Source organism: Lactobacillus amylolyticus DSM 11664 (assembly GCF_000178475.1).
GTDB classification, from domain to species: Bacteria; Bacillota; Bacilli; order Lactobacillales; family Lactobacillaceae; genus Lactobacillus; species Lactobacillus amylolyticus.
Genome location: NZ_ADNY01000022.1, coordinates 1 through 20,259, shown reverse-complemented (window position 1 = coordinate 20,259; position 20,259 = coordinate 1). Strand labels below are relative to the sequence as shown.

The 20,259-nt window shown below is 38.3% G+C and carries 15 protein-coding genes, 1 tRNA gene and 3 pseudogenes; 3 read left to right on the top strand and 16 right to left on the bottom strand.

All coding sequences use genetic code 11. From position 1 onward, the window contains the following. Positions 1-48: 48 nt before the first annotated feature. A complete protein-coding gene (gene apf, locus HMPREF0493_RS02755; RefSeq protein WP_006351756.1) occupies positions 49-669 on the bottom strand; it encodes an aggregation-promoting factor in 621 nt (206 codons plus the stop codon). A gap of 577 nt (positions 670-1,246) precedes the next feature. Between apf and HMPREF0493_RS02745 the strand changes: the two are divergent. Next, positions 1,247-2,576: pseudogene (locus tag HMPREF0493_RS02745) on the top strand (IS3 family transposase). A gap of 179 nt (positions 2,577-2,755) precedes the next feature. On the opposite strand, the gene HMPREF0493_RS02740 reads toward HMPREF0493_RS02745, so the two are convergent. From HMPREF0493_RS02740 to HMPREF0493_RS02695, 13 genes are all read right to left on the bottom strand, one after another. Beyond that, positions 2,756-2,929, bottom strand: coding sequence for a zinc-ribbon domain-containing protein (locus HMPREF0493_RS02740; protein WP_006351752.1), 174 nt, complete (start codon positions 2,927-2,929; stop codon positions 2,756-2,758). Between the two features lie 243 nt (positions 2,930-3,172). Then, the gene (locus HMPREF0493_RS09340) at positions 3,173-3,457 is read right to left on the bottom strand and encodes an ATP-binding cassette domain-containing protein (RefSeq protein ID WP_228117020.1); all 285 of its coding nucleotides are present in this window, start codon (positions 3,455-3,457) and stop codon (positions 3,173-3,175) included. Between the two features lie 26 nt (positions 3,458-3,483). Beyond that, positions 3,484-3,753 (bottom strand): adenine-specific methyltransferase EcoRI family protein, encoded by a 270-nt coding sequence (locus HMPREF0493_RS02735; protein ID WP_241659934.1) that lies wholly within the window; start codon positions 3,751-3,753, stop codon positions 3,484-3,486. 408 nt (positions 3,754-4,161) lie between these two features. Further along, a tRNA-Thr gene (locus HMPREF0493_RS02730) sits at positions 4,162-4,234 on the bottom strand. Positions 4,235-4,285: 51 nt separating this feature from the next. Next, positions 4,286-5,074, bottom strand: a complete 789-nt coding sequence (locus HMPREF0493_RS02725) for a putative ABC transporter permease (RefSeq protein WP_006351750.1) — start codon at positions 5,072-5,074, stop codon at positions 4,286-4,288. A 44-nt stretch (positions 5,075-5,118) separates the two neighbouring features. Further along, entirely contained in the window at positions 5,119-5,877 is a 759-nt protein-coding gene (locus HMPREF0493_RS02720; protein WP_006351749.1) for an NADPH-dependent oxidoreductase, read from the bottom strand. A 17-nt stretch (positions 5,878-5,894) separates the two neighbouring features. Beyond that, entirely contained in the window at positions 5,895-6,296 is a 402-nt protein-coding gene (locus HMPREF0493_RS08985) for an ABC transporter ATP-binding protein (RefSeq protein WP_133286288.1), read from the bottom strand. A gap of 157 nt (positions 6,297-6,453) precedes the next feature. Next, positions 6,454-6,690, bottom strand: a complete 237-nt coding sequence (locus HMPREF0493_RS08745) for a hypothetical protein (protein ID WP_006351747.1) — start codon at positions 6,688-6,690, stop codon at positions 6,454-6,456. Next, complete coding sequence (locus HMPREF0493_RS08035) at positions 6,687-6,950, bottom strand: 6TM ABC transporter family protein (RefSeq protein WP_006351746.1); 264 nt, start codon at positions 6,948-6,950, stop codon at positions 6,687-6,689. Before HMPREF0493_RS08035 ends, HMPREF0493_RS08745 begins: the two co-directional genes overlap by 4 nt. Positions 6,951-6,998: 48 nt before the next feature. Further along, on the bottom strand, positions 6,999-7,325 hold the full coding sequence (locus HMPREF0493_RS09190; RefSeq protein ID WP_228117019.1) for a MarR family winged helix-turn-helix transcriptional regulator: 327 nt from the start codon (positions 7,323-7,325) through the stop codon (positions 6,999-7,001). A gap of 206 nt (positions 7,326-7,531) precedes the next feature. Then, a complete protein-coding gene (locus HMPREF0493_RS02705) occupies positions 7,532-9,763 on the bottom strand; it encodes a DEAD/DEAH box helicase (protein ID WP_006351743.1) in 2,232 nt (743 codons plus the stop codon). Positions 9,764-9,774: 11 nt separating this feature from the next. Next, on the bottom strand, positions 9,775-11,106 hold the full coding sequence (locus HMPREF0493_RS02700; protein ID WP_006351742.1) for an ATP-binding protein: 1,332 nt from the start codon (positions 11,104-11,106) through the stop codon (positions 9,775-9,777). Positions 11,107-11,120: 14 nt separating this feature from the next. Next, positions 11,121-12,947, bottom strand: a complete 1,827-nt coding sequence (locus tag HMPREF0493_RS02695; RefSeq protein ID WP_040457028.1) for a TerB N-terminal domain-containing protein — start codon at positions 12,945-12,947, stop codon at positions 11,121-11,123. 148 nt (positions 12,948-13,095) lie between these two features. Between HMPREF0493_RS02695 and HMPREF0493_RS02690 the strand changes: the two are divergent. Continuing rightward, positions 13,096-14,754: pseudogene (locus HMPREF0493_RS02690) on the top strand (phosphoenolpyruvate carboxykinase (ATP)). Positions 14,755-14,844: 90 nt separating this feature from the next. Here HMPREF0493_RS02690 and HMPREF0493_RS02685 read toward each other — a convergent pair. Both HMPREF0493_RS02685 and adhE read right to left on the bottom strand, forming a co-directional pair. Continuing rightward, a pseudogene (locus HMPREF0493_RS02685) lies at positions 14,845-15,566 on the bottom strand (carboxymuconolactone decarboxylase family protein). 210 nt (positions 15,567-15,776) lie between these two features. Continuing rightward, on the bottom strand, positions 15,777-18,401 hold the full coding sequence (gene adhE, locus HMPREF0493_RS02680; RefSeq protein WP_006351736.1) for a bifunctional acetaldehyde-CoA/alcohol dehydrogenase: 2,625 nt from the start codon (positions 18,399-18,401) through the stop codon (positions 15,777-15,779). A 295-nt stretch (positions 18,402-18,696) separates the two neighbouring features. Between adhE and HMPREF0493_RS02675 the strand changes: the two genes are divergently transcribed. Then, a complete protein-coding gene (locus HMPREF0493_RS02675; protein WP_006351735.1) occupies positions 18,697-20,070 on the top strand; it encodes an amino acid permease in 1,374 nt (457 codons plus the stop codon). The last annotated feature ends 189 nt before the right edge of the window (positions 20,071-20,259 follow it).

Here is a 20,259-nt window from a genome sequence, read left to right as displayed (position 1 = left end):
TTTTTTATTCTGAATTTTTAGCAGAATTAATTAACTGAGAGCTTTTAATTAGTACCAGCCATGTGCTTGCCAGAAGCTCTTAGCATTAACCCATGAACCGTAACGGCTGTAAACATATTGATCAGCAACCTTTTCTTGGTTAGCAGCTGAGTAGTCACCACCAAGGTATGAAGCTGATAATTGATACTTACCTATGTATTGACCATTTCTTGCTGAGTAAGAACCACCTGATTCTTGGTTAGCAATCCAAGCTTTAGCACTAGCTTCTGAACCAGTTGCAGTTGAAGTGTATGAACTGGTAGTTGAAGTTGCGTAGCTAGTAGTAGAAGTTTGGTTTGATTGAGTAGTTGAAGCAGTAGGTGTTGAAGTAGTAGTTTCAACCTTTACCCATTGGTTCTTGCCAAGATCGTACCACTTATTGCCTTGATTGTCGTAAGCAGTCTTGATAACCTTCCAGTTAGTATTTGCTGCTAAAACTTGACCGGTAGCAACACCGTTTTCGTAGTTGTTGTATACAATAGTTGATTTAGTAACGCGGTAAGTAGCAGCGTCATTTTGAACAATGGCAGCTTGTGCCTTGTTTGAGTTAGTGCTGTTGATCGTAACGATACCTGCAACAGATAATGCAGCAACAGCAATAGTTTTTGTCAAGATAGATTTAAGTTTCAAAAAATTTCCTCCTTAAAAATAAAAGTTTCGACACTGTCAAATAGTTTGTGTAAAAGGAATCATTCATCCTTACACAAACTATTTTACGGTCTCAAAGTTTCAGAACGATAACAGAATTATCACTCGCAGATTAAGAAAATTTTACCTTAAATAATGTATTGTAATATTTGTAACATAAATGTAGCAATTGCTTTTTGGCTAGAAATCCGATTATATCAAGCTTTTCCCATTCTTTTGTATAATGAAAGCACGTACGTTTGCATCTAGCAAATGAATCAGCTTTTGCAATATTTGGCAACATTCTTGCAAAGAAAATCCGTGACTTTTAAGAATTCTTTGTTGTTTCTAGCCGATTTGACCTATAATATAAATGAAATTCTAAAAAGCAAGGTAAATTCTATGGCTAAATATGAAGTTAAATTGTCTGAAGAAGATTTACAAATCATCAAGGATTGTCATTCAAAGAACCCTTCAATCATGAAGGCTATGAATGATGCTAAAAAAGTAGAAGATTAATTAAAAAAGTCCTGCATTGTGATATGAGACCTAAAAGTTAGACAACTTTTAGGTCTTTTTTATGTCTAAATTATCTAAACAACAAAAATTAGAATTATATCGTAAATGGAAACATGAAGGATATTCTTTTAATGAATTATCATGTCAAGAGAATTTGAGTCGTTCTTCTCTCACGTATCTTTTAAAACTAATTGATAAGTATGGTGCTAAAATATTAGATCAGCCAAATAAAAAATATTCAAAAGAGTTTAAAGAAGCGGCCATTGCCAGAGTATTGAAACATCAAGAATCAGGCATTCAGATATCATTAGAACTTGGTTTAAGAAGTCGAGGTATGTTAGTTAATTGGGTGCGAGAATATAAAGAAAATGGGTATAATGTCGTTATCAGAAAGAAAGGACGGCCTTCTGCCCATGATAAAGAGCAAAAAGAAGTCACGCAAGGAACTGGAAGCCGAGGTCAAGCAGCTGAAGCAGGAAAACTTCGAGCTGCGTATCAGAAACTCTTATATAAAAAAACTAAGCGCCTTGGATCAGAAACATCAGAAGAAATAGCCCAGGCAATCACTGAACTAAGGCAGGAAGAACATTTAAGCTATGATCAGCTGGCCAAAATTATTACCACAGACCAATCATTGCCCTGGATTGCTCGCAGCACTTATTACTACACTTTGTCCAAGAAAACATTTACGTGCAAACGTCCTGCACTGCTGGCAAAGATTAATCACATTTTCGAACACCATAAAGGGCGCTATGGCTACCGCAGAATTGCACTGCAAATGCGGCGCGAGGGCTCAAAAGTAACTGACCGGACGGTTAGATACTGGATGCATAAAGTTGGGCTTAAAGGAATTAGACGCAACAAGCGCAAATATTCCAGCTACAAAGGAACTATTGGCAAGATTGCGCCCAATTTGATCAAACGCAACTTCTTTGCCATTCGGCCTAACATGAAGTGGCATACGGATATTACTGAATTTCACTTCTTGACGGCTGCGCAGGCGATATCGTTGCTTATTCAATTTCTCGTCATCCAGACATTCAATGCTTCATAAAGCCTTTAAGAAGCATCCAGCTTTAAATGCACTAACTTTTCATTCTGATCAGGGCTGCCAGTATCAAAGCTCGATGTATCAGCACGAGCTAAAGCTTCATGGCATTACCCAAAGCATGTCCAGAAAAGGCAATTCTCCTGATGATGGGCTGATGGAGAACTTCTTTGGCCTTCTAAAAACAGAGCTGTTTTACGGTCAAGAATACAAATATCACAGCTTAAAACAGCTCAAGGAAGCTATTGAAAAATATATCAAATACTATAACGAAGAAAGGATAAAGAGCAGACTAAAAGGCCTGACTCCGAATGAATATCGGAATCAAGCCTTAATGAATTAGTCTATAAATGTCCAACTTTTACGTCTCAGTTCATAAAAGATGAAGTTTTTAAAAGTTACTAAAAACAAGTAATAGTCGTCTTCGGACGGCTATTTTTTTAGAAATTTGTAAACATAGTTAAAATAATAAAAATTAAATTAAGGCAAATAAAAAAGGAGACCCTGAGGCCTCCCCGAAAACTATCTATAATTATTGTTGCTGAAGTTTCTTCTTTTCTGTTTTCTTGCTTTTCTGCATTCAGGACATCTCTGAGGTTCGTTTTCGAAACCTTTTTCCTTGTAGAATTCCTGTTCACCCTCAGTGAATACGAATTCCTTGTGGCAATCTTTACATACTATAGTTTTATCTGACATTTAAATACTTCCTCTTCATTATGGATTAAACTAATTAAGGTTCATATCATATCTCCAAAAATGAAGAGTGAAATGCACAAAAATTGATTAAACCATCGATTTACTAACATAACATTTACTATATCATATGATTTAAAAAAATGCAAGAAACATAAAAAATTTTTTATTATATGATTTTCCCATCTTGAATTAATATGGTTCGAGTGCTGTATTCAGCAGATTTTTTTGAATGAGTTACCATTATTATATTTTTTTCTTTTCTAAATTTATTTTTTGCAACAGTTCCATTATTTCTGTTCCGGTTTTTGAATCAAGATTTCCGATTGGTTCATCTGCAAGGATTACTTCAGGGTTATTTATAAGGGCACGAGCTATTGCAACACGCTGTTGTTGACCTCCTGAAAGTTCACGCGGAGTATATTTACGCCTGTTTGAAAGCCCAACAATGTCAATAATTTCATCAAGCTCTTTTTTACCATCGAGAAGAATCGGAAGAAGTATATTTTCCTCAACATTAAGATTGGGGATGAGATTATAAAATTGAAATACGAAACCTACATTTTTTCTTCGTTGAGCATTTTTTCAACATCTTCAATGTTGAATCTACCATCATGATTAAAATCTACTACATGAGTTAGATCAATTTTATATGCTTTACTCGAAGTATTAGTAACTTGATTTTCATCATCAAATAAAGATAGCTGAGTATTTACTACAGGACTTGAATCATAACTTGTAGCAATTAATCTTTTTAAACCAAAGTCATTAAAATGAACTGCAAAGAATTTGAAAAAGTTACTTTCAAAAGGATCGTCAGCAGACAATAAAATAGTTTTATCCCTAAACACATTTTGTTGTATTCAAGGTATGCATTTACTTCTTTTTCTATTTCTTCCCATCTTGTATAAAATTCATCTTTTTTTGCAATCTTTGCATTAGTCAAATTTTTATTTGCCATTAAAATACCTCATATAATCTTTATAAATATATTTTACAGCAAATCCTTATAATTTTTATATTGATACACAAAAAGACCCTGACCTACTTTCATAGATAAGAGTCTTTATTCATTATCCCACTCTCAAAAAACCGCGTGCAAAAATTGCACTTTAACAAATTAACAGGGTGCACTTATTGTGCATCATTTACCTTTACGCAAAAAAATTAACCTTAACTTATCTTCGCAAAACGTTAAAAAATCAAGGTTAATCAAGTAAAATGATACTTTTTTATGCCGAATGGCAGAATCGAACTGCCGACCTCTTCTTTACGAGGGAAGCGCTCTACCGACTGAGCTAATTCGGCATCACTCGTAACAAGAGAATTATACCAAAAATGTCAGTCAATGTACAAATCCTATTTTAATAATCCTCGCTTGATCAAATCCTGTTTCAAATTCTCAAAGCGCTCTGCATCATCAAACTTCATCTTCTTCGCAAAACTATTGATCAAACGCCGCTGGTTCCAACTCAATCTGCGTTTTGGCCGAATCTCATCAATATGTTTAATCATATCTTCATGCCAATTAGCCAAATTCTTTCTGAGCTTCCAATCATCAGTAGCCTGTTCAACACGTGCGTGCAACTTATCAAGTCGCGCATTGATCCTTTCATTCCACATCTGTATCGTAGCATGAAATCTTCTTACACTGATAATCGTAAGAACAAGGTCGGTCCCCATCCCTACAACAATCATCGCTGCTAAGGCATCATGCGTTTTCATTTCTTCCCAATTGATCACTTTTTGAATAAAAGGCTGCACGAATTTTACCAAAATAACGACGCCAAAGCCCCAAAATAGCGAAATCACAGGTGCAACTCTGCCTTGAATGTTGCCCCACAAATTTGAATAATCCCATAAGATCATGTGGAAAACTTTTTCCAAAAATAAACTAGCAACAAATTCAAACAAGCTCGCAACAATAATACCCACGATGAACAGCAAGAAAATATTGTCTTGCACGCGATAAGTACAAATTAAAATTGTCGTAATTGCAAAGCCATACACGGAACAATACGACCCAAATAAGAAGCCACGGTAATCATAATGACCATCTTTTAATGAACAATGGACCATTTCCCAGAGCCAGCCAACAACTGAATAAGTAAAAAATAAGACAATAATCTCAGAAAGTGAATATGGCATACCATTCCTCCTGAAATTATTGTCTCATACAATCTTTTATTTGCCTATTTCCAATCTAAGCAAAGTCCTTGCTCGTGCAGAAGCTCCGGCAATTCATCCCGGTCAGTCTCATGATTATTAAGTTTGGCACCTGTGATTTGTTTAGTAAAAGAATCGATTCTTCTATTGGCATCCCGTAAATCATAATAAGTAGTAACTACCTGATCGTAGTCAGCTAAATCTTTGACATCAAAGTCCTTGCTATACTTGTCTTCAAAACAGGTAAATTCAAGCGGCAGACGCGGCTTTAATTGTGGTTCCTGATCAGGCACGCCAACTTGCATCCCCAAAACTGGGAAAGTAAGCTTAGGCAAATCAAGCGTTGCCAGCATCTTCTTTGGATGATCATTAACTGTCCCAAGAGGAACGTAGCCCAAATCCATGCTTTCCACAGCATTAGCCACATTCTGAAAAGCTAAGATAGTATCTTCCATTGCTTGGAAGAAAATATCAGTAGTGTGAACGCGACCATCATCTTTGCCCAATTGCTGGCGAATTTGCTGATTACGGTACAAATCAACGACAAAAATAAACAAGTCGCCTTCAGCACCAACATATTTTTGATTGCACAACTCTTGGATCTTTTGTCTTTTAGCAGGATCAGTAATGTGGAGCAAGGAAGCATTTTGCATGAACATGCTGGTTGCTGTATGTTGAAAAACTGTGTACAAAGTTTTGAGCTGTTCTGGCGATAAAAGCTGATCTTTAAATTTTCTGATTGAACGGTGATTGATTTGCTTATCGATAGTTGAATTGTGAATCATAAAAATGCCTCTCTTCTTTACTTACTTATTGTTAGTTTACTATTTTTGATAAATTTTGTAAAAGAAAAAACAGAATTTTCAGCATTTTTGTATTTAAAAGTAACCTTATCAAAGTTCAAAGAAACCGGTGCATCAGCTGCAAAAGTTTTTGTTTCGGATTTTTCTGGATCAGCAATTGATGGCTTAGTGTGAAGCACTGCGTTGATTCTTGCCGCAGAAGCAGAGGCGCGTGGAATAACTACAAAAAGCATGGTCAACTGCATGAAGCTGAACAAAATCTGCGAAGCATAAGTCATAAAGGCGATTAAATTACCGACTTCCATCGTTTTGTTTGCAATTAAATTTGCACCAATCATAATAATTCCGACGTTGGTCAGACTAAGCACCAAAGTCATGATCGGCATCATGATTGACATCAATGTATAGGCTTTAATGCCGACTTACGGATAATCTTCATTAGCCTTTTTAAAACAATCCTGTTCACGCTTTTCCTGTCTGAAAGCTCGAATAACTCTGACACCAGTCTACCCTTCACGGAAAATCAAGTTGATGCGGTCAACTTTTTTCTGAATACTCTTAAATAATGGCACTGCTGAACGCATGATGAGAAAGACTACGATGACTAAAATTGGCAATGCAATTAAGAAAATAATCGTCAGTCATGGCTCTTCTAAAGTAGGCCAAAATAATTGCCGCTACCAGCATAATTTGCGACTGCATCAATAAACGCAATAGCTGCACGAAGACTGTCTGAATTTGAACGACATCATTAGTTGAACGGGTGATCAAAGTAGCATCCCCGAATTTAGTCATTTCGTTGCCGGAAAATTCCAACACATGGTGAAACAGTATTTTGCGCAATTTTTACCGGCACCCATAGCTTGGGTAGCTGCATAGTAAATATTGCCGAAAGCGACGATTAAACTTAAGGCTGCTACGCCCAGCATTAGCAATCCGCCACGCCAAATGTAGGCCATATCTTTTGCCACAATTCCGTTATCGACCAAACCAGCCGTAATTGTTGGCAACCATAAATAACAGCCTACCTGAATGAAAATAAAGAAAGCAGCCATGCTTACCGCCCATGAATTTAACGTTTTTTGGCTATTTCTTTCATTAGCTTATCCTTTCAAATATTCATCGATTGTTCGCTGCAGCTTATCTGTCAAATGCAGCAGTTCTTTTTGTTCCTGCTCATCTAGGTCTCCTAACAGCGTTCGGTTAAACTCTGCCCATTGCTGACCATTTTCTTTTACTATTTTTTCTCCAGCATCTGTCAGACTGACTCGCAAAATTCGCTTATCTTTGTGATCGCGCTGCCGCGTAATCAGTTTTGCTCTTTCCAGTCTCTCTAGGACTTCACTTAAAGAAGCTGGTCGGACTTCCGCTTTAGCAGCAAGTTCTTTTTGCGATAAATTGTCATTGTTTTTAGCTAAAATTCTAAGAATTCGCCCTTGTCCTTGGATGCCATTTTTATCGGAAAACTTTTTTGCGCCAAACCATGTGATTGGTGCGCATCAATTTTATCCACTTTTCATATAATTCTTGATTCATTTTAACCACCATATTAGTTAGGTGCCTTATCAATTTAGCATCATCACTGAATCTTTTCCAAGAAAAAAGATGATAAAAGCAAGTTTTATCATCTTTATGATCAATTATTTTCTTTAAACATTGCATTAACGCATTTTTTCATTTCTTTAATATCTAATACGCTGTATGCAAATTCTTTTCTAATTAATTTATCTGGCAAATATTCGTCATATTTGTCAAAAACTGGAACTTCTTTGGGATAAACCAAATCCATGGGATCAAAATCCTTTTCCGCTTCTTCGTGCAATATTTTGTAAAATTCATCAGCATCTGCGTCCATCGCAAACTCCATAAAATATGGTCTCGAAGAATTGAAGCCACGCAAATTTAGGCGGTCTGCGCATTTGATTCTAAGCAGTCTTTCCAATGCCAAAAAAGCATAAGAACCAGTCCAAGGGAAAAAGACCCACATATTGCCACCTAAACTAATCAGTTGCTTTTCAGGCAAGCCCGCAATATTGCAAGTATCGCGCATTTGTATCAATCGTGCCTTGGCATTGTGAAGCAAATATGGATACATCGTTTTTTCAGCTAAAACTTTCCGCATCCTGTGCAAAATATGGGGATGAATATCTCCTGGCACATCGCCAAAGTAGGCCGGAATTCGCCCATCAACGCCATGGCAATATACCTGATGGCGCTTGCGATCGATATCTTCAACTACCCAAACGCGTCCGGCAATTGCGATCTTGTCACCGACTGGAGGCGGCTTAACAATGGTACCTAATTCTTCGCTTCCGGCATGAACGCTGAATTCTTCATTCTCTTGGAAAACTGCGTAGAATTTGAAGTTATTCACAACTTTTTCACCGGCTAAGCCCAGAATCAAACCACCATTTGCAGTGCGCTCGATTTGGTTTGTTTTCAATAAATGCCACAGCAAAATTTTGTAATCATCTTGACTAACATTATGAAAATAAGCCAGCGATAAAACACGTGAAGCCAGTTCAGCAGGACTCATTTCACCGCTAGATGCCAAAGTGCTCATCGTTTGGTGATAGAGCAAACTATATGGCAACCGATTCGGCTCAGGGGGTTCGACCCATTTTTCTTCTAAATATAACTGCACAAGCGCGATTCCTTGAAGTAAAGACCAGGGAATCAAATCCGGCAGCATTGCCCGTGACTCTGGGTGCTCTTCGCGCATAACAAAGTGTATCTCCGGCGGATTGCCTCTTCTGCCCGTTCGTCCCATTCTTTGCAAAAAACCAGAAACGGTGAACGGCGCATCGATCTGAAAAGCCGATTCTAGTTGTCCAATATCGATCCCTAATTCTAGAGTAGCCGTTGCACAGGTAGTCATGTAAGAATCCTTGTCCTTCATTGCCTGTTCGGCTGTTTCTCTTAATGCTGGCGACAAGTTCCCGTGGTGAATTAAAAAGCAATCTGGCTCATGATTATATTGACAATATTCTCTGAGCTGCTGACAAACCGCCTCACATTCTTCACGACTATTGGTGAAGACCAAACATTTTTTGCCACGAGTATGTTCAAAAATATAGCCAATTCCAGGATCGGCCAGTGCCGGTGCTTGATCGGCTTTCGGAGCACCCACTTCACTAGGATCAAAATCTTTATCCCCAGCTTGTGGATTAGTTTGGTAAAAATGCTCCATCGAAAGCCGCCAAACCTGTTTTTGATTTTGAACCTTTGGTGCAACGGTTTGATGTTGGCTGCCGGCGCCAAGGAATTCTGCTGCTGCCTTTAAATTGCCGATTGTTGCTGACAGGCCAATTCTTCTGGGGTTTACGCCTGCCAACTTGGACAGCCGTTCTATTAGGCAAAAAGTTTGCCCACCACGATCGCTGCGCAAAAAAGAATGAAGTTCATCAATGACGATAAATTGCAATCCATGAAAGAGATGCGGAATGTCCATATGTTTATTAATAATAAAGCTTTCTAATGATTCCGGCGTAATTTGCAAAATACCGGAAGGCTTTTTTAACATTTTCCGCTTTTGCGATTGAGCTACATCCCCGTGCCAGCGCCAAACTTTAATATTTGTATCCTGACACAAGTCAGTTAAACGATCATATTGATCATTAATCAATGCCTTGAGTGGTGCAATATACAGTACTTGAATTGAATCTGCTGGTTGCTGCGCTATTTTGGACAGAATCGGGAAAAATGCAGCCTCAGTTTTTCCTGATGCTGTTGAAGCAGAAAGCAAGACATTGTGATCGGTGGTAAAAATCTCTTCCGCCGCTGCTACCTGAATCGGACGCAAAGTTTGCCAACCATGCTCGTAGATATAGTCCTGGATAAATGATGCATAATGATCAAAAACGTCCATGATTCATTCCTTTAAATAGTAAATTCAGTATAATCATCATCTTTATTATCAGAAACTGCTTCTGATTTTGCATAAGAGAACTGCTCTGAATTGAGCAGATCTTCAATTTTGGCCTTTGGATTCTGCCAAACAATATCAAGCAATTCGATAAAGTCTCTGATAATCTCTCGCGGAGTGATATTCGTATCCGCACCGATTCTAGCATATTCGATTTTAATAAATTTAGCCAAATCGTTATCCGTAATCGCACGCTCATAGCCGTAAAGTCCCGCATGCATATCTGCCAATTTTTCCGTCAAAACCAGCATTTCTTCCGCAGTTAACGGCTCAAGCTTGATAACCGGAGCGTACATGTCCCGGGCACCATCTTGTGCAAATTTTCCTTCGGCTAGTCTAGAACGCAAAGCTTCATACGAATAAACGCCCCGCCGCCGATCTTCTACAGCTTGCGGCGTACCAGCCATAATAATTCCCAGATATTTTGCCTTGCCCTGCAAAGTATCGTTGTACATCGTCAAAATTTTTTCATAGTTATATTGGCGACTGATTGAGTTGGGGATCTTAAAAATATTTACCAATTCATCAATCATCACCATTAAGCCGCTATAACCAGCCTGTCTAAAGAAAAATGCAAACAGCTTCAAGTATTCGTACCAATCATCATCGGAAATAATTACGCTAACTCCCAGCTCCTTTTTGGCTTCGGTTTTATGCGTATATTCACCTCTAAACCACTTGATCACTTTTGACTTGGTTTCATCATCATCGGCCATATAAGCGTGGTAATACATATTCAATAGTTTGGCAAAGTCAAAACCATGTACTAATTCATTTAAATTAGAAATAACCGCATAAATTTTTTTATCGACTTCCTGCTCAAACTTAGGATCAGCATCATTTAGCCCGGTCTCCTGTGCTACTTGAGTTTGCACAGAATTTATCCACCGATCCAAAATCAAAGTTAGCGCACCACCTTCGGGACGAGTCTTTGTGGACAAGTTTTGAATTAATTCTCGATAAATAGCCAAGCCTTGTCCCTTCGTTCCCTGCAAGCGTCTTTCTGGTGACAAGTCGCCATCAACAACGACGAAATTTTTATCCATGACATAATTGCGAATCGTTTGCAGCAGGAAGCTTTTTCCGGAGCCATAACGTCCAACGATAAAACGAAAAGAAGCTCCACCTTCTGCAATAATATCCACATCATGCAGCAATGCAGCAATTTCATCCTTGCGGCCTACAGTGATATAAGGCAGACCAATTCGCGGCACTACTCCACCTTTAAGCGAGTTTAAAACTGTTTGTGCAATTCTTTTGGGAACGCGCCGTTTTTTCTCTGGCATTAATTATTTACCCCCTAAAAAATTTCTTTTAAATCTGGAAGATAGTCTTCAATAATTTCTGGTTGATTATTTTCGTCAAAATCAATGACAGCATCCCCGATCTCATCGAACAACTTATCATTAATTCCGTCAGCTAAAATTGAAACCATTAGGTGATGCTGTTTAATGTAGCTTTGCCAATCTTCATTATTAAGAAGGCCCATTAACAGATGCATTTCATCTTTAGTTAAACCATAATTGTTTTCCGTCTTCAAAGTTTCTGATTTCTTTGGCAAAACAGGCTGCTGACTTTCTTCTTTTTCAAGTTGCTTTTCTTCATCCGTCAGTAAACTATCACGTGTCTCTGATGCATCAGCTCTGATTTGATCAAGATTAGCAAAATTGATTTTGATATGGGGTCTCTTAGCTTTCTCAACCTGCTTTTGATATTCAGCAATGCCATCAGCAATTGCTTGTAAAAACTCTTTTTCGAGTTTTCGCGGTTTTAATTTTTGACCAAAATGCATTTTTTCTCGAAGCAGACGATCCGTTTCATGCAAAAAGGCGTTCAGTTCACTTTTTTGTCTTTTTATAGGAAACAAACTGCTGCAATACCATTCCTGATTTTGATAAAAGTACTTTCTTTCTGAATCAACAACAAGTGGTTCAAAGTCATGATTTCGCCAATAAAAAACTGCTCCGGCAAATAAGTTCTCAACCAGCAGATGTCGCTGAGCGATATATTTACTAAAGAAATCTTGACCGTTTTTCAGCTTGGCTTGCAATACAACCTGCCAAATTTCTTTAAATACTTGTTCAAACTGCGGACCCATTTTTTTAGCAGTGACATTTTTATCCAAATAAGTCGAAAAATGCTTCACTGCAGCAAGCAATTCATGAGCAGAATAATCCTCTGGATGAAGCAAGATATGATATTGCAAGTCTTGCTTCAATTCATCTGCAAAAACCAACTGGTTCTTTTGCGGCAAATGATAGTACAAAACATAGTCTTTAAGCCATTGCTTGAGGTAGGACTCAAGTTCTAAGTCAAATTTCTGCACATAATTTTTCTGAAAAATACGCAGCTGCTTAAACCCTTCCGCCGGATCATCGATTCCAACATTGTTCAGCAATTCAAAGACATAGACAAAGGCATACGAAGTGCTGGTCTTTTCATACTCTCCGCTTCTAATTTTTTGCCGCCAAGTAAAATATGTACGCAATTGCGGCACCGTCATATCATGAAAGGCTGGATAGTAGCGTTTAAACACAACAGGATTTTGGTAATTGTCTTGATAATTTTTCATCAACTGTGCTTGATGGTAAAAATTTTTGGCCTTCCCTTTTGCAGGCAAAATACTGTAATCGTAACTGGCCCGCATTTTTTGAATTGCCGCCGGGACATCTTGCTCATGTCTTTTTGCCAGGGTCTTGTCTCGTGATTTAATCGCCTGTGCCTGATATTTTTCATCGGCTGCTTCACCAGGAACGTAAATAAACGGCTGCCGATCAATTGCCTTGTCCTCTTCTCCATTCATCGCCAATCTAAAGGCATAATCAAATGCATTTTCAATTGCATCCCGATGAACTTGATTCAACCACACGCCAACCCAATCGCTGATTTTTAATCTAAATGGCGTTGAAAATCCTGGCAAGTCCCGAATCATATCAGAAAAACTGCCGCAGCGTAAATCCAGCGTCGCAATGAAATGGTCACCTTGTCGAATACGCGACATCATTGCAAAATATGATCCATCAACTGGTGATTTTAAGAGGTATAACTCGGTTGATCCGGGGACTGCCGGAAAAAATTTTAAGCCATATTTTTTAAAAACAAACTTGCTTAAATCGTTGAAATTCAAAGCTACCGGCCCTCTTTTCCGTACGTATGTTCTATTATTATAACAGGTTATTTTATTTTTTTGAATTAATGTTATCAAAATATGTTATTATAGATGTGTTGATAAATAAAACCGCTTTCATATAGATAGAAGGAGGAACTACGGTAATATGAGTACAAAAGAACGTTATTCTCAAGACGAATTAAGAAAAGCAAATCCAATGTTTAGTCGCGTTCGCGCTACCATTGAAAGTGCTTTTTATGGTAACAATGTTCACGAAGTAACTAGTGTTGCTGAAGCTTACAATTTAGCTAAAAAACAATCAGGTGTTATTGTAACTGACTTGCCAATTTTACATACTAAAGAATTAGGCTTGCCACAAGGTGCAACTCAATTAGTTTACAACCACGGCAAGATTTTGGGCAGAACTGCCAGTGCTCGTCACTTCACTGACGATCCTAAGGAAGATGCAGAAGCATTAGCTGGCAACTTGCGTGAAGATATTTATGCCGGTCATGAGCAAAAGTATTTAAAGGCTACTGTTTTGGTAGGTCTTGACCCAACATTTGCTGTTAAGGCTCACGTTATGATGCCTGAAGATCAAGCCTTCAACCTGCTTTCATACATTTTGAACTTCCACTTTTTCGATGATGAAGTTGCTGAAATGTACAAGAAGTCAAAGGTTTACAACGAACCAGACATCTACTTCTACTTCGATCCAAATGTAACTGATCCAGACTACCCAAAGGGCTTAGGCGTCTTTGACGCTCCACATAACTGTGCTGCTGTCTTCAACCTTCGTTACTTCGGTGAATTGAAGAAAGGTACTTTGACTTTAGCTTGGGCTATCGCTCACCGTCACGGCTACACTGCTTGCCACGGTGGTGAAAAGTCATTCCACTTCACTGATAAAGACGATAAAGTATTCGCATTCTATGGCTTGTCTGGTTCAGGTAAATCAACTTTGACCCACGAAATGTACGATGGCAAGTATGACATTACTGTTTTGCACGACGATGCCTTCATTATTTCACGTGAAGATGGTTCATCTGTAGCTCTTGAGCCTTCATACTTCGATTAGACTCACGACTACCCAGCAGGTCACCACGAAACCAAGTACTACACCACAATTATGAACTGTGCTGTTACTCAAGACGAAGACGGCAAGAAAGTAATCGTAACCGAAGACTTGCGGAACAACAACGGTCGTGTTATCAAGACTCGTTACACTAGTCCTCACCGTGTTGACTTCGAAAAAGCTCCAATCACTGCTTTGTTCTGGATTATGAAAGACGGTTCATTACCACCACTTTTGAAGATTGACGACCCAGTTTTAGCAACAACTATGGGTTGTACTTTAGCTACTAAGAGAACTTCAGCAGAAAACTTGCCTAAGGGCTTCGATATGAACACTTTGGTTATCGAACCATTCGCAGACCCATTCCGTGCTTATCCAGTATCTGGCGACTACACAGACTTCAAGGAATTGTTCACTAAACGTGGCGCAAGCTGCTACATCTTGAACACTGATGCATTCATGGGCAAGGACGTACCAAAAGAAGTTACTAAGAAGATTATTGAAGACTTAGCTAACGGCTCAATCACTGATAGCGACCTTAAGCCATTCGGCAACTTCAAAGGCGTTTCATACTTGCCAATTGATGGCTACGAAGTTCACTTAGACGATCCTGAATACCAAAAGACTTTAGCAAGAAGAATGCAAGATCGTCTTGATTGGCTCAACAACTACGATAAGGAACACCCAGCAACTCCTATCCAAGATGAAGCCAAGGAAACTTTGGAGAACATTATTAAAGAATTAAGCTAATAAAAATGCTAGTTTAAAATATTTTCTTAATGATTACGAAAAAAATCGACTAAGTAATTGAACTTAGCCGATTTTTTATTTGCCTAAAATTTAACCATTGATTGCTTTATCCGCTTCATTAATAATTCTAATTGCATTTAAGCTTCTTGGATAACCAAGAAATGGTTCATTTTGCAAAACAACCTTGGTTAAAAATTCCTTGTCATTTCCCAACCCAATATTTGCCTTAGAGTCAGCTAAAAGCTGTGGCTCTACTCCACCTTGAGAAGCTAAATAGCAAAATGTGATCATTTCACGATCATTATCGTTTAAGCTCTTTCTGGTGTAGTAATCGCCGAAACAATTATCAACCAACCATTTATGAATGGTATCAATCTTAGAAAAGCCCTTCATTTGAGACCCAAATAAGCGAATCTGCGTCTCTTCACCTTTTTCAAGACGATTCTTCATTGTAGTCGTTACCCTGCTAATGGCAATTTTATGCCTCGTGCAGTCAAGATATCATTGGTTGCCTTGAAGAATGGCAAAACTCTGCTTAAACCCAAATAGTCAGGAGCTTGATACAAAACTTCTTTTGCCCCAACTGGACTAACACTGTTGTCTAAGGCAACTGGCAGCATAATTTTGTATTCATCTAATCCTTGACAGCCTAACAAGTAAGCCAACGTACTCAACATTTTGGTTCTGTCTGGCAAATCTACATCGTTTTGTAATTCATCAAAGGCAAAGTGATTAATTCTTTCGAGAGCTTCTGGATCTGTTTTTGCAAGCAAATTAGCATGTGCTGCTTGAGCTTCATCTTTAATTGACATTTTATACCCCACCTTTGCCTTTGCTAAAAATTATTTTCACTTTATATTAAAGCCCATTTTGTAGCACTTGAGAAATAATTGTTTTTGATTTCTAATCATAATTTTTATTTATAAAAAAAGAAACCATGACACTGAGCCATGATTTCTTTTTTTATAAGTTTTTTAAACTTCAGAATTGGAATTCAGGTATTTATTAAGTATTACGCGATTTTACTTATTAGAAATTCCCTTACCGTCGTAACAATCCTTCATCAAGTCAACGATTTGGTTGATCAGTGGTGCAACTGGGTTAGTAACAGTGTTTTGATCACCGTAAGCCTTAACAGCCAATTCATCAACCTTGTCTTCGAATTGCTTCTTGTCGACACCGTAATCCTTGAAGGCCAACTTAATGTCAACTGAGTGAGCTAATTCGATGATCTTGTCTACCAATTTTTCAACTAATTCGTGATCAGTTGTACCAGTTAAGCCAAGAGCTCTAGCAATATCAGCATAGTCTTTTTCAGCACGGTAAACTGAGTAATTAGGCCACATAGCAAGCTTTTCAGGGCGCTTTGCATTGAAGCGAATTACTTGTGGCAATACAATTGCGTCACTTACACCACTTGGAATGCCAAAGGTTGAACCAACTGTGTGGGCAATTGAGTGTTCCAAACCAAGGAAGGCGTTTGAGTAAGCCATACCAGCAATAGTTGCGGCATCGTGCATTCTCTTACGTGCATCCAAGTCGCCATCGTATGAAGCCTTCAAGTTGCCAAAGATGATCTTGATAGCTTCTAATGACCAGCCACGAGTGAAGTCAGTAGCCATAGTTGAAACATAGCTTTCAATTGCGTGACCCAATGCTTCGAAGCCGGACCATGCAATCAAGCGTTTTGGCAAAGTTTGAACAAATTGATCATCAACGATTGATACATCTGGAGTTAAAGCGTAGTCACACAAGGTGTGCTTAATGCCACTCTTAGCATCGCTGATAACGGCAATTGGCGAAACTTCTGAACCAGTACCTGAAGTAGTTGGGATACATACAAGTTGGACACCGTTAATTTTTGGGAAGCGAACTACTCTTTTTCTGATATCCAAAAATTTTTGGTAAGCTTCTTCAAAAGTCATGTCTGGATTTTCGTAGAACAAACGCATAGCCTTAGCTGCGTCCATTACTGAACCACCACCGATGGCAATGACAACATCTGGCTTGAAGATATTCATTCTGTGAACACCGTCTTTAATTACGTCAGTATTTGGATCAAGAGTTACAGCCTTGAATACTTCGTATTCCTTAGCACCTCTACGCTTAGAAATAATATCAGTAATTTCATCAGCAAAGCCTTGATCTGCAACACCTTCATCAGTAACGATGAAGAAGCGGTTTACATTTGGCATGTGACGTAAGTAGTTAGCAGCGTTGTGTTCGAAGTAGGTTTTAGCTGGAACTTTTACCCATTGCATGTTGTCACGACGCATAGCAACTGTCTTGATGTTCAAGAGGTCTCTAGCACCGATGTTGTGTGAGAAGGTGTTGGCACCGTATGAACCAGTACCTAAAGTCAATGATGGGAGCATGTTGTTGTAAAGGTCGCCGATACCACCTAAGGCAGCTGGTGAGTTAACCAAGATACGACAAGCATCCATCTTCATTGCAAATTCATCAATGATCTTCTTATCACTTGAGTGAAGACCAGCGGTGTGACCACGACCACCATAGTTAATCAGGTCAGTACAAATCTTGAAGGCATCATCATGGTTCTTAGCACGATATAAAGTGAAGACTGGTGAAAGTTTTTCTGCTGAAAGTGGGAATTCTTTACCAACACCATGGTATTCAGCGATGATAACCTTAGTGTCTTTTGGAACATCAACACCACAAAGCTTAGCAATTTCATAAGCTGACTTACCAGCTACAGGACCTGCAACAGTACCACGTCTTGGGTCAATGAAGTGTTGTTCAAACTTCTTAATTTCTTCCTTTTTTAAGAAGTAGCAGTTCCACTTCTTGAATTCTTCCTTAACTCTGTCGTAGATTTCTGTATCAACAACAACTGAGTTTTCAGAAGCACAAACCATACCATTATCGAATGTCTTTGATAAAACGATATCGTAAACGGCACGTTCAATATTAGCGGACTTTTCAATATATGAAGGACCGTTACCAGGACCAACACCGATAGCTGGTTTACCAGATGAGTAAGCAGCCTTAACCATGCCTGGACCACCAGTAGCTAAAATAGTTTGAACTCCTGGGTTAGTCATCAAGTCAGTAGTTGCTTGCAAACTTGGTTCTTCAATCCATTGAATTGCGTTCTTTGGTGCACCTGCAGCTTCAGCAGCCTTTTGAAGGATTTTACCAGTTGCTACACAACATTTTTGAGCTTGTGGGTGGAAGCCGAAGATAATTGTGTTTCTAGTCTTTAAAGCAAGCATTGCTTTGAAGATAACGGTTGAAGTTGGGTTAGTTACAGGGGTAACACCAGCTATAACACCCTTAGGTTCAGCAATCTTTACCAAACCTTGTTCTTTATCTTCATCAATGACGCCAACAGTCTTTTCGTGACGTAAGCTGTTCCAAATGTTTTCACTAGCATACATGTTCTTGGTGGTTTTATCTTCAAGAACACCACGACGAGTTTCTTCTACAGCCATTTTTGCTAATGGGTAGGCATTTTGTTCACCGGCAGTAGCAATTGCTTCACAGATTTTATCAACTTGTTCTTGAGTGAAGTTGGCCATTTGATCCAAAGCAACATGTGATTTCTTTACTAAGTCATCAACCATGTCGTAAATTTGTTTGTTCTTTTCTTCTTCAGACATTGTCTCTTTTTGTTGTGTCTTAGCCATTTACAATTACCTCTAAGATTTACTAATTTTGTGAACTAATTTACAATATCGACTATATCACTTTCACCAAAAAAGTAAATGCTAAAAGCACAACTTTCAGGGATGCACAAGCAAAGCCAATCTTAAGGCTATTTTAGGGAATTAAAGCATGAAAGCGCTTACTAAACATCTTTGTTTGTGAATTAACAAACTTATATTTTTTAAATTTTTTTAAATCATGATTGAAAACTACTATTACAAAACAGAGATGATAAAATAATACTATATTGTTTTAAATTATAATTGGAGCGATTAAATGAAAAACGATGATGTGCAAACTAACGCAGGCTATAAACGAACCCTTGGCAACGCCCATATTCAGTTGATTGCCCTGGGTGGCACAATTGGTACTGGCTTGTTCTTAGGAGTTGGTGATAGTATTCACCGGGCCGGACCTAGCGTAATCTTGATTTATATTATTGTCGGTATTTTTCTTTTCTTTCTAATGCGTGCTTTAGGCGAATTGATCATGTCCGATTTAAGCAAGCATACCTATATTGATTTCATTGAAAAATATTTAGGAAAAAACATCGGCTTTATCACCGGCTATTTATACTGGATAAGTTGGATCACCTTAGGAATGGCCGAAACCACAGCTTTGGGAGTTTATTTTAAATATTGGTTTCCGAGTTTAAAACCCTGGCTTCCGGGACTCATCACGATTGCTGTTTTATTAGTAATCAATTTGATTTCAGCAAGAGTATTTGGCAATTTGGAATTTAGCTTTGCTATTATCAAAATCATTACCGTCATAGCCTTCGTGCTTTTGATTTTTTGGCTTTTATTATCCGGTGGCAAAACTAGTTTTGGTCCTGTTGCTTTTTCTAATCTTGATAGTAACGGTGGATTTTTTGCCCGTGGCGGAAAAGGATTTTTGCAAGGTTTTCAAATGGTAATTTTCAGCTTTATCGGGGTTGAATTAATCGGTTTGACGGCAGCAGAAACTCAAAATCCACGCGTTACTCTGAGAAATGCGATTAATCAATTGCCAGTAAGAATTATTTTGTTCTATGTTTTGGCTATCTTGGCAATCCTGTTGGCAATTCCTTGGAATAAAATTTCAACTAATTCTAGTCCCTTCGTTCAAGCTCTTGGGGCCACTGGGATTAGAAATGCCAGTTCGATTATCAATTTCGTAGTTATTTCCGCTGCTATTTCTTCAACAAACAGTATTTTATACGGTGCAGGACGACTCTTATTCTCAGTAACTTTCCATGGCAAAGGAAAATGGAATCAAACTTTCGGTCACTTATCACACAGGCAGCTGCCGCAAAATGGTTTAATTCTGTCAGCAATTTTGATTGGTTTGGCGCCATTAATTACTTTGATAATCGGCGATCAAGCCTTCAATTTCATCTCTTCTACTTCCACTAGCATGTTCTTAATCATTTGGTGTCTTATGGTTTTAACCCATATGTCCTACCGCAAGCAGACGCCAGAAGATCAATTGAATGATTTTAAAATGCCCGGTTTTCCATATTTGGATTGGATCATCTTATTGTTCTTCGTAGCAATGATTATCTTGCTGTTGATCTTACCAAGCTACCGTATTCCAATGATTGCTGCAATTTTAACTTTTGTGATCCTTTACATCATCAGCAAAATTTGGAATAAAGAGAAAGAAATATAATAAAAAGGCTCTATCAATATCGGAATCAAGCCTTAATGAATTAGTCTATAAATGTCCAATTTTTACGTCTCAGTTCATCATTGACCGCTTCTGATGATTTGGACAAGATTCATCCGCACTACAAGGATTCGCTTACTCAGGAGCAGATTGTTATGCAAGGAATTAGTCCTAATACAACGCTGGAAAATG

Excerpts from the sequence above, each read along its gene's own strand:
- HMPREF0493_RS08745 (WP_006351747.1), bottom strand. The coding sequence starts at position 6,690 with ATGACTAAATTCGGGGATGCTACTTTGATCACCCGTTCAACTAATGAT.
- adhE (WP_006351736.1), bottom strand. The coding sequence starts at position 18,401 with ATGGCTAAGACACAACAAAAAGAGACAATGTCTGAAGAAGAAAAGAAC.
- HMPREF0493_RS08035 (WP_006351746.1), bottom strand. The coding sequence starts at position 6,950 with ATGGCTGCTTTCTTTATTTTCATTCAGGTAGGCTGTTATTTATGGTTG.
- HMPREF0493_RS02705 (WP_006351743.1), bottom strand. The coding sequence starts at position 9,763 with ATGGACGTTTTTGATCATTATGCATCATTTATCCAGGACTATATCTAC.
- HMPREF0493_RS02740 (WP_006351752.1), bottom strand. The coding sequence starts at position 2,929 with ATGTCAGATAAAACTATAGTATGTAAAGATTGCCACAAGGAATTCGTA.
- HMPREF0493_RS02725 (WP_006351750.1), bottom strand. The coding sequence starts at position 5,074 with ATGCCATATTCACTTTCTGAGATTATTGTCTTATTTTTTACTTATTCA.
- HMPREF0493_RS02720 (WP_006351749.1), bottom strand. The coding sequence starts at position 5,877 with ATGATTCACAATTCAACTATCGATAAGCAAATCAATCACCGTTCAATC.
- HMPREF0493_RS02700 (WP_006351742.1), bottom strand. The coding sequence starts at position 11,106 with ATGCCAGAGAAAAAACGGCGCGTTCCCAAAAGAATTGCACAAACAGTT.
- HMPREF0493_RS02675 (WP_006351735.1), top strand. The coding sequence starts at position 18,697 with ATGAAAAACGATGATGTGCAAACTAACGCAGGCTATAAACGAACCCTT.